Source organism: Nocardiopsis sp. NPDC006938 (assembly GCF_042869555.1).
GTDB lineage: Bacteria > Actinomycetota > Actinomycetes > Streptosporangiales > Streptosporangiaceae > Nocardiopsis.
Map to the genome: position 1 here is coordinate 87693 of NZ_JBIAGA010000015.1, position 8198 is coordinate 95890.

The 8198-nt window shown below is 73.6% G+C and carries 5 protein-coding genes; all 5 read right to left on the reverse strand.

Annotated features, from left to right (window positions below; genetic code table 11):
* Positions 1-73: 73 nt before the first annotated feature.
* The 5 genes from ACFYL4_RS21215 to ACFYL4_RS21235 all read right to left on the reverse strand — a co-directional run bounded on the left by ACFYL4_RS21215 (position 74) and on the right by ACFYL4_RS21235 (position 7934).
* Positions 74-1678: a hypothetical protein gene (locus tag ACFYL4_RS21215; RefSeq protein WP_387520224.1), complete on the reverse strand. Its 1605-nt coding sequence runs from the start codon at positions 1676-1678 to the stop codon at positions 74-76.
* A gap of 152 nt (positions 1679-1830) precedes the next feature.
* Positions 1831-3081, reverse strand: a complete 1251-nt coding sequence (locus ACFYL4_RS21220; protein WP_357761827.1) for a site-specific integrase — start codon at positions 3079-3081, stop codon at positions 1831-1833.
* Between the two features lie 58 nt (positions 3082-3139).
* On the reverse strand, positions 3140-3682 hold the full coding sequence (locus ACFYL4_RS21225; RefSeq protein WP_387520226.1) for a hypothetical protein: 543 nt from the start codon (positions 3680-3682) through the stop codon (positions 3140-3142).
* Between the two features lie 10 nt (positions 3683-3692).
* The gene (locus ACFYL4_RS21230) at positions 3693-4016 is read right to left on the reverse strand and encodes a hypothetical protein (RefSeq protein ID WP_387520229.1); all 324 of its coding nucleotides are present in this window, start codon (positions 4014-4016) and stop codon (positions 3693-3695) included.
* A 330-nt stretch (positions 4017-4346) separates the two neighbouring features.
* Positions 4347-7934 carry a TM0106 family RecB-like putative nuclease gene (locus tag ACFYL4_RS21235; protein ID WP_387520232.1) on the reverse strand — a complete coding sequence of 1196 codons (3588 nt, stop codon included), beginning with the start codon at positions 7932-7934 and terminating at the stop codon, positions 4347-4349.
* Between the last annotated feature and the right edge of the window lie 264 nt (positions 7935-8198).

Here is an 8198-nt window from a genome sequence, read left to right on the forward strand (position 1 = left end):
TGGGGCCCGGGAGAGCGACGCTCTCCCGGGCCCCACGGCATTCGGGGGTGTGTCTCAGGGCCCCTTGCGGGTCTCAGCGCCAGGCCGGGCCCCACCCCGAGCTCTGGGAGACCCCGCGCGGTAGTTGGGGCAGCCCGGTGGGGGTGGTGGTCGTGTGTGCCGGTCGCGGGGCGGGTCGCGCACTCCCCCGCTCCGGTTCGGGATCGGCGGCGTCCTGGGGCGGGTGCGCGGGCGCGGGTGCTGCGGGCTGCGCCGCGTCCTGGTCGTGCCCTTCCCGTTCGTCCCGCGCGGTGGCCTCGGGTTCGGGCGTCTGCACCGCCGCGAACCGGGTGGTCATCGCGGGGGTGTGGTGCGCGTGGTCGGCCGGGTCGGGGGTGGCGCTCCCCCGGCCCTGTGCGTCGTCGGCCCGGTCGCGTGAGGTGTTCGAAGTCGGGTCCTGGGCCGGTGCGGCCCCGGGCGGCTCGGGCGCGGTCTCCTCGGGAGGGTCGCCCACGGGTGCGGGGTGGGGGGTGTCCTCGTCGTCGAGCTGGGGGACGAACCCGCGTACGCGCTGGGCCTCGGAGGCGGGGGTGTTGAGCACCACCGGTTCGGGCAGGGGCGTGTGGTCCTGGGCGTCCGGGTCGGGGATGGCGGGTTCGGCCGGGGCGACGCGCTTCCACCACAGGGCGGCCTCGTCGGGGTCGAGTTCGGAGTCGACCTCCAGCCAGCCGCGTACGTGGGGGTGGCGGCGGCCGGCGTTCCAGGAGCGGGGGTAGGGCTGTTCGTCCAGGACCAGGACGTGTTCGCCGTCGATGGTGGGGATGTCGGCGGGGACGCCTTCGTTCCAGACCCAGGAGCCGTCGTGGGCGACCAGGTTCCACCAGCCCCAGACGGTCTGGGCTGCGGGGTCGACGGGGCCGTCGCGGAAGGAGGTGGTCCAGCGCGGGTCGGGGGCGTCGCCGGGCAGCCCCTGTCGGTGGGGGCCGATGAGGGCGTCGGCGAGCAGGGTGTGGAGTTGGAAGTTGTCGCCGATGCCGTCGAAGAGGACGCGGAAGGCGCGGCCGGAGGCGCGGTCCATGACCAGGGCCGAGGCGGCTTCGGCCATGCTGAGGAGGGCGCGGACCTCGCCGAACTCGGTGAGTTGGTCGCTGAGTTGGTTGGCGATGGCGACGAGTTCGGCGTGCAGGGCGGGGTCGCGTCGGGTGTGGGCGCGGACGCTGGATTCGGCGAGCATGGTGCGGGCGGCCAAGCCGTGGCGGCGGATGGTCCACCAGCACATGGTGGCGGCGGGGGCGTCGGGGCCCAGTTCGGTGGCGACGCGTGCTTCGGCGTCGGCGGTGACGGCGTCGGGGTCGGGGGGTGGTCCGCCGCCGGTGCGTTCCCAGGCGCGGAGGAAGACGATGGCGCCTTTGCCCATGGTGCGCAGGCGGTGGAGGATTTCGGTTCCGGCGGGGCCGGGTTCGGTGCCCATCTCGACGAGGGCTCCGGCGACCACGGACAGGTCGGCGATGATGCCGGGGGCGGCGTGGTCTCCGGTGAGTAGGGGTGTGAGGGCTTCCAGGGCCAGTTCTCGTTCGGAGGTGGGGATCTGGGAGGCCAGGAGGTAGACCTTGTGGACGGCTGGCGGGAACTGTTGGGGGTCGGTGGCGACGGAGGCGTCGATCAGTTCTTGGAATGCCGCGCGAAACTCGTCGACCATGGGTCCGTCCCCTTTCTCACGCAACCAACCTAATGTCTCATCAGGGAAGGATCGCACTTTAACGGTCAGTATCGGGTGTTGCTGATGGGTTTGTTGGAGATTCGAGATGCGGGGGTGGCCTTTGAGTCGCAGGTCACACGCCCTGCGGAGGCTCACAGGCCCAGTCTGGTGACCGCGTTGTCCTCCAGCGGGTTGGCGGTGCGGATGTAGTCGTGGACGGTCTGGGCGTTGGTCCACCGGCCCTGGCGCATGATCTCGCGGTCGGTGGCCCCGCCCAGTGCCGCCTGGGTGGCGAATCCGGCCCGTAGTGAGTGCCCACCGAAGTCGTCGGGGTCCAGCCCGGCCCGTTGCGCGTAGCGTTTGACCAGGTTGCCCACGGCCTTGGGTGTCATCGCCCTGTCCGCGGGGCGTCCGTGGCGGTCCACGGACGGCAGCAGCGGGCGCTGGGTGCCGTCGGCCAGTTCCAGTCGGGTCAGGCCCTGGCAGGAGTGGGCGCGGGCGGCGGGCTGGGGGGCTCGGGGCCGCTGGAGCCACTCCCGTACCGCCTCGCCTCCCCCGTCACGGTGCACGACCAGCAGCTGTGACCAGTCGACCACCGCGCACACCGGGCAGGTCGCGCGGTGGCGGCCCCGGGGTAGCGCGACCCGTTGGTGGGCGCGGCCCTCCTGGTCGGTCTTGGTCGCCCACAGTGACGCCACCAGGGTGGGCGCTCCCGTGGCGGGGTCGGTGCGGGTCTGGAGGTCGTCGAAGGTCAGCCCGGCCAGTTCCGAGCGGCGTAGCGCCCCGGCGAACCCGGTGAGCAGCAGTACGGCGTCGCGTCTGCGCGCCACTCCCCCGGGGTGTCCCTCGGGTGGGCGCACCGCCAGCATCGCCTCCAGGGTGTCCAGTACCACGGGGGCCTTGCGGCGCGGGCGGGCCCTGCGGGTGCGGCGGATACCGCGCAGGGTCATGCGCACCACTTCGGCGCGGGTGGGTGAGTCCAGGCCGTGGGCGCCGTGGACGGCGGCGATGGCGGCCGAGCGGCGTTCCAGGGTGGCGGGTGAGTAGGCCCAGGTGGTGCCGTCCTGGCCGCGTTGTTCGGCGCAGGCCGCGAGGTAGACGGCCACGTCCACGGGGTCGGCCGGTAGGGAGGTGCGCTGTTCGGCCAGGCACCAGGCGCCGAAGGAGGTCCAGTCGGCGCGGTAGGCGCGCAGGGTGGCCGGTGACTGGGCGTTGGCCAGGAACCGGCCCAGGGTGTGGGCCTGTTCGGTGTCGAAGCGTTCGCGGACCCTTTCCAGGGCGCGGGTGTCGACCAGGACGCCGTGGTCCAGGTGTTGGAGGCGGGCGCGCACGGTGGTGGGCAGGGCGATCTCGGCCCGGGGCTCGGGTTGCGGGGAGGCGTCGGTGGTGTCCACGGGTTCCATTGTGACCCGGGTGGGGGCCCAGGAGTGGCAGGCGGGGCGGTCAGGGGGTGGTGGGGTCTCAGCCGGACAGGTGGGCGCTCAGCGCCGCCCAGAGTTCGCCGGGTGAGACGGTGAGCAGGAGCAGGCCCACCGAGAGCGCCAGTGCGACGGTGAAGGCGATGGCCGCCATCTTGCGGCGCAGTACGGTGGCGGTGACCGCTCCCAGGGCCGGGACGGCCCAGGCCATGATCAGGAACCACACCAGGGCGGTGCCGATGGCGCGCACGGCCTGGGCCTCCTGGTCGGCGAGCGCGCCCGGGTCGGGTGCGGCGGCGGGGTCCAGGGGCAGGGTGGCGGTGTCGAAGGCGTTGAGCCCGGCCAGGAGCAGGGCCAGCAGGGCCAGGGGGCTGCCCAGGCCCCACAGTGCCCACAGCACGACCCACAGGGCGGTGACCCTGCGGTCGGGGGGCTCGGCGAGGGTGAGCGGGGTGCGGCTGAGCGGGCGCCGGTCCGGGGTGCTGCCGGGTTCGACGCGTCCCCGTTCGCTGTGGTCCCGGTCGTTGGCCGGGGCCTGGGCGGACCCCTTGAGGGGTTTGCGGCGGTTGCGTTTCTTGGGTGACACCCCCGGGAGCCTACCCGGCCAGACCGGCGGCGTGGATCACCACCACGAACACCACGGGCCAGACCAGCAGTACCAGCGACCACAGGGCGGCCCTGCGGTCGCCGGCCACGGTGGCCACGGCCGCGGCCAGGAAGGGCAGGCCCACGGCGGCCCCGAAGGCGAGGGTGAACCATTCGGCGGCCGATCCCGCGTGGGAGTCGGCGTCCACGCCCATGAGGTAGCCGAAGGGGCCCAGGGCCAGGGCGAGCAGGGCCAGGACGGTGATGACGACACGGATGCCGGTGGGGTGGCGGGTGTTGCGGCCACCGCCGGAGGAGGAGGGACGTTCAGACACGGGGGCCGTGGTGCCTTTCGAGAACGGTGGCGGGCCGGGCGGCGTGGCCCACCAGCGGGCGTGGGGGTGGGCTGGGTGGTGTTCGCCGGTGCGGGTGCGCTGTCGGCCGTGTCCGCGCCGCGCGGCCCGGTGGGCGCGGGTGCGGTGGGGGCCGGGCAGAACATCCGCGCAGCCGCGGAACACTCCCTCGCGTGCGCACGCCGTGGCCCGCGCGCGGCGCGCGGTGGCGCTCGCGGTCGGGCGTGGTGTGCTCCCTAAAACGTACTCCACCTGGGGGGTGTCCGAAACCCGGGAGCGGGGGCGTGTGGGGTGGTTCTCACGGTGGGCCGGTCAGGGGTGGGGCCAGGGGCGGGCGGTGGTGACCAGTCCGGTGAAGGAGGCCAGCAGGCGTAGTTCGTCGATGGTGCGGGGGGTGGTGGTGAGCAGGTCGGGTGAGTGCACGACCACGGCCAGGACCTGGGCGCGGGAGAGGGCGACGTTGAGTCGGTTGCGGTCCAGGACGAAGGAGGGGCCGCGGCTGGTCTCGGCGGCGTCGGAGGTGGTCATGGAGCACAGGACGGCCGCGGCCTCCTGGCCCTGGAACTTGTCGACGGTGCCCACCCGTACCCCTTCCAGGGCGGGGGTGTGGTGTTGGGCGTGGGTCAGGGCCTGGCGCAGGGTGCGTACCTGGAGGTTGTAGGGGGCCACGACGAGGATGTCGTGGCCGGTGAGGGGGCGCGGTCCCTGGTCGGGGTCGGTGGTGACGTGTTCGGTGACCAGGTGGCGGGCGGTGGCGACCACCGCCTCGACCTCCTCGGGGCTGTGGGTGGTGCGGCCGGTGTGGTGGACGGGCAGGGTGTACACGCCCGGGGTGAGGCGGGTGGGTGCGGTGGGGGCGCCCAGGGTGCGCTGGGCGGTGCTGGGGTGGGCTTGGAGGCGGCCCTGGTAGGACAGGGCGGAGACGGGGGCGCACACCTGGGGGTGCATGCGGCGGGTCTGGTCCAGGAAGTAGCCCAGGGCGGGGTCGATGATGGGGTCGGTGCCCATGAGGTGTTGGAGGGCGGAGGCGTCGGCGCCCTCGGTGTGGACCCCTTGGACGACCTGGGGTAGTTGTTGGGGGTCGCCGAGCAGGACGAGGTTGCGGGCGCTGGCCGACACGGCCAGGGTGTCGGCCAGGGCGAACTGTCCGGCCTCGTCGATGATGAGGACGTCCAGGGGGTCGGCGACGGTGTCGGCGCCGGACATGCCCCAGGCGGTGCCGCCGATGAGGACGGGTTGGCCCTGGGCGGTGCGTTTGGCCCGCCAGTTGGCCAGGACCTTCTGGCTGGAGGGTTGTTCCCAGGGGGCGTCGGGGTCCTTCTTGCCGCCGCGGGGGCGTTTGGCGGCGGCCACCTCCAGGCCCTGTCGGTCGGCGGCGCGCAGGGCGGCGGACATGACGTTCTCCACGGCCTTGTGGCCGGTGGAGCACACTCCGACGCTGCGGCCCTCCTTGATGAGGTGGGTGATGAGTTGGGCGGCCAGGTAGGTCTTTCCGGCGCCGGGCGGGCCCTGGACGGCGAGGTAGGAGTGGTCCAGGCGGTCCACGGCGGCGATGGCGGCGCTGATGGGGTCGCCCGGGTCGGGGGCGGGGAGCGGGCCGGGCGGGTTCAGGCGCGGGGGCAGGCGGCGCAGGACGTCCAGGCCGGGGTGGTGGGGCCAGTGGGGCAGGTCGGTGACGGCGGTGTGGGCGACGCTCTCCAGGGCGCCGTCCTTGGGTTTGGGGTCCACCGGGGAGCCGGGCAGGGCCGCCACGGGTGCGCGGGAGACGGTCTGGTCGGGGTGGGCGGTCTCCACCAGGGTCAGGGCGTCGGGTTCGGCGCGCACGACCGTGGCGGGGTGGGTGGTGGCGGCCTGGCCGGGGGCGCCAGGGTGGAGGAGGTGGACGCTCTCGCCGGTGGTGAAGGGGTTGGGGTGGGCGCGGTCCAGGCGCATGGACACCTCGCGGCGGGCTTTGGTGCGCCTGCCGGTGGGTTCCTCCCACTCCCCCACGTGGACCTGCCACGGCACGGCGCAGTTGCTGTCGGTCTCCAGGTCGGCCAGGGGTGCGCTCTGGCGTTGGAAGTGTTCGCGCCAGGGCGGGGTGTTCTCGCGCTGGTAGTAGCCGACCAGGGCGGCCAGGGCCGCGCGGGGTGTGTCGTCGGGGGTGCGCTGGTCGGGGTCGGAGGGGACGTGGGCCAGGAGGGGTTCGGTGAGGGCGGCGTGGCGGGCGGCCTTCTCGGCGCGTTTGCGGGCGCGTTCGGTCTCCTCTTCGGAGAGTTCGAACTGGATGAGGGGCCGGTCGGTGATGCCCTGTTGGGTGCGGTGGGTCTCCAACCAGTCGCGTAGGCGGGCGGTGGAGTGGCAGTCGTCGCGGTTGTAGGCGGCGATGTCGGCCAGGACGCGTTCGGCGGTGGGGGTGTCGTCGGCCTCGCGGGCGGCCAGGTAGGCGGCGTAGGCGTCGATGCTGGAGGCGGCGGTGGTGACGCCGCCGTCGCGGCCGGCGCCGAGGTAGAGGGGTTCGAGGTACTTGATGGAGTAGGAGCGCTGGGACACGCGCAGGCTCTTGCGGACGACGGTGAACAGGTCCACGAGGCGGTTCTCGCGCAGGAGCCGGTTGACCTCCTCCTCGCGGGTGTCGAACTCGGCGCTCAGGTGGGTGAGGCGGTCGACCTCGTAGGAGGCGTAGTGGTAGACGTGCGCGTTCTCGTCGGCGTCGATGCGGGCGGTGGCGAAGTCGACGAAGTCCTCCAGGGCCTTCTTCTCCTGGGCGCGGTCGTGGGCCCAGAAGGCGTGGAAGGTCTCCTGGCCGTTCTCGTCCTCGGTGGTGGCGCCGAACAGGTATTCGAGGCCGCGTTCGCCCTGGCGGGAGTGGTAGGGGTAGCCCTCCATGTCGAAGAAGACGTCGCCGGGGCTGGGTGCGGGCAGGGTGGCCAGGCCTTCGGGTGAGAACACCTCGGCGGTGACGGTGCCCTGGGGGTTGGTGGGGGTGCGGGTGGTGTCCTGGCGGACCTGGAGGGCGGCTTGGGCGCGGAGTTGGTCGAAGGAGCGGCGGGGCAGGGTGGTGGGGCGGGCGTGGTCGGGGGCGTGGGCCAGGGCGTCGATGGTGTCGATGCCGGCGTCGGTGAGTTTGGTGGCCTGGTCGGTGCGTAGTCCGGCGACCAGTGACAGGTGGCGGGCGTCGGTGCGGCCTTGGGCGCACCAGGTGGCGTAGCCGCAGCCGTCGCAGGCGGGGCGGGGTTGGCCCCAGGTGGGGGTGGGCAGGGCGGGTTCGGTGGCCAGGTGGGTGAGGAGGCGTTGGGTGACGGTGGTGAGGATGGGGGTGAACTCGGCGGTGGGCAGGGTGTGGGTGTGTTGGTCGCCGGTGAGGAGGTGCATGTGGTGGGGGGTGTGTCCGTGGAGGACGGACACGGCCTGGGCGTAGGCGGCGAGTTGGACGACGGCGGCGGGGCCGGGGCGGCGGGCGAGTTTGGTGTCCCAGGGTTCGTAGGTGTGGGGGGTGGGTGCGTTGGGGCGGGGGGTGCCGGTGGTGGGGTCCAGGTCGGAGCGGATGAGGAAGTCGGCGCGTCCGTGGAAGGCGACGGTGTCGGTGAGGGGGTGGTGGAAGGACGCCTGGTAGATGACGGGTGCTCCGGCGGCCATGGCCTGGGCGGTGGCGTGGGCGGCGGCGGCCAGGGAGTGGTCGTCGGCGGTGGGTGGGTCGATACGGACCAGGTCGTGGCCGAACAGGGTGGTCAGGCGGTCGAGTTCGGCTTTTTCGTGGAGGTCGCCGTGGTGGGCGACGAGGGTGTCGACCTCGTCGGGGCGGGGTGCTCCGGGCACGTGGGCGGCCAGGGCGCTCTTGAGGGCGCTGCGGTGGTCGCACTCCAGTGTGTCGACGAGGTCGGTGGGTGAGACGACCCAGCCGGTGGTGGTGCGGAACAACGCCCGACTCCCCTTGGTGTTGTGGTGTCTGCGGTGGTGGGGATTGTGCCATGCCGGGGTGACGTGTGGGTCTCGTTCGCGCCGGTGGGGCGGGGGTGGCGTCCCGTGGAAGGGGTGGTGGGTGGGGGGTGAGGGCGGCGGGGCCCCCCCCCCGCCGGGGGGGGGGGGGGCGCCCCGGGGGGGGGGTTGGGGGGGGGGGGGGCCCCCCCCCACCCCCGCCCCCGCGCCCCCCCCCCCCCCCGGGCCCCAGAAAATGTAGAATGC

Coding starts and splice junctions, on each gene's coding strand:
- ACFYL4_RS21215 (WP_387520224.1), bottom strand. CDS start 1,678: ATGGTCGACGAGTTTCGCGCGGCATTCCAAGAACTGATCGACGCCTCC.
- ACFYL4_RS21220 (WP_357761827.1), bottom strand. CDS start 3,081: ATGGAACCCGTGGACACCACCGACGCCTCCCCGCAACCCGAGCCCCGG.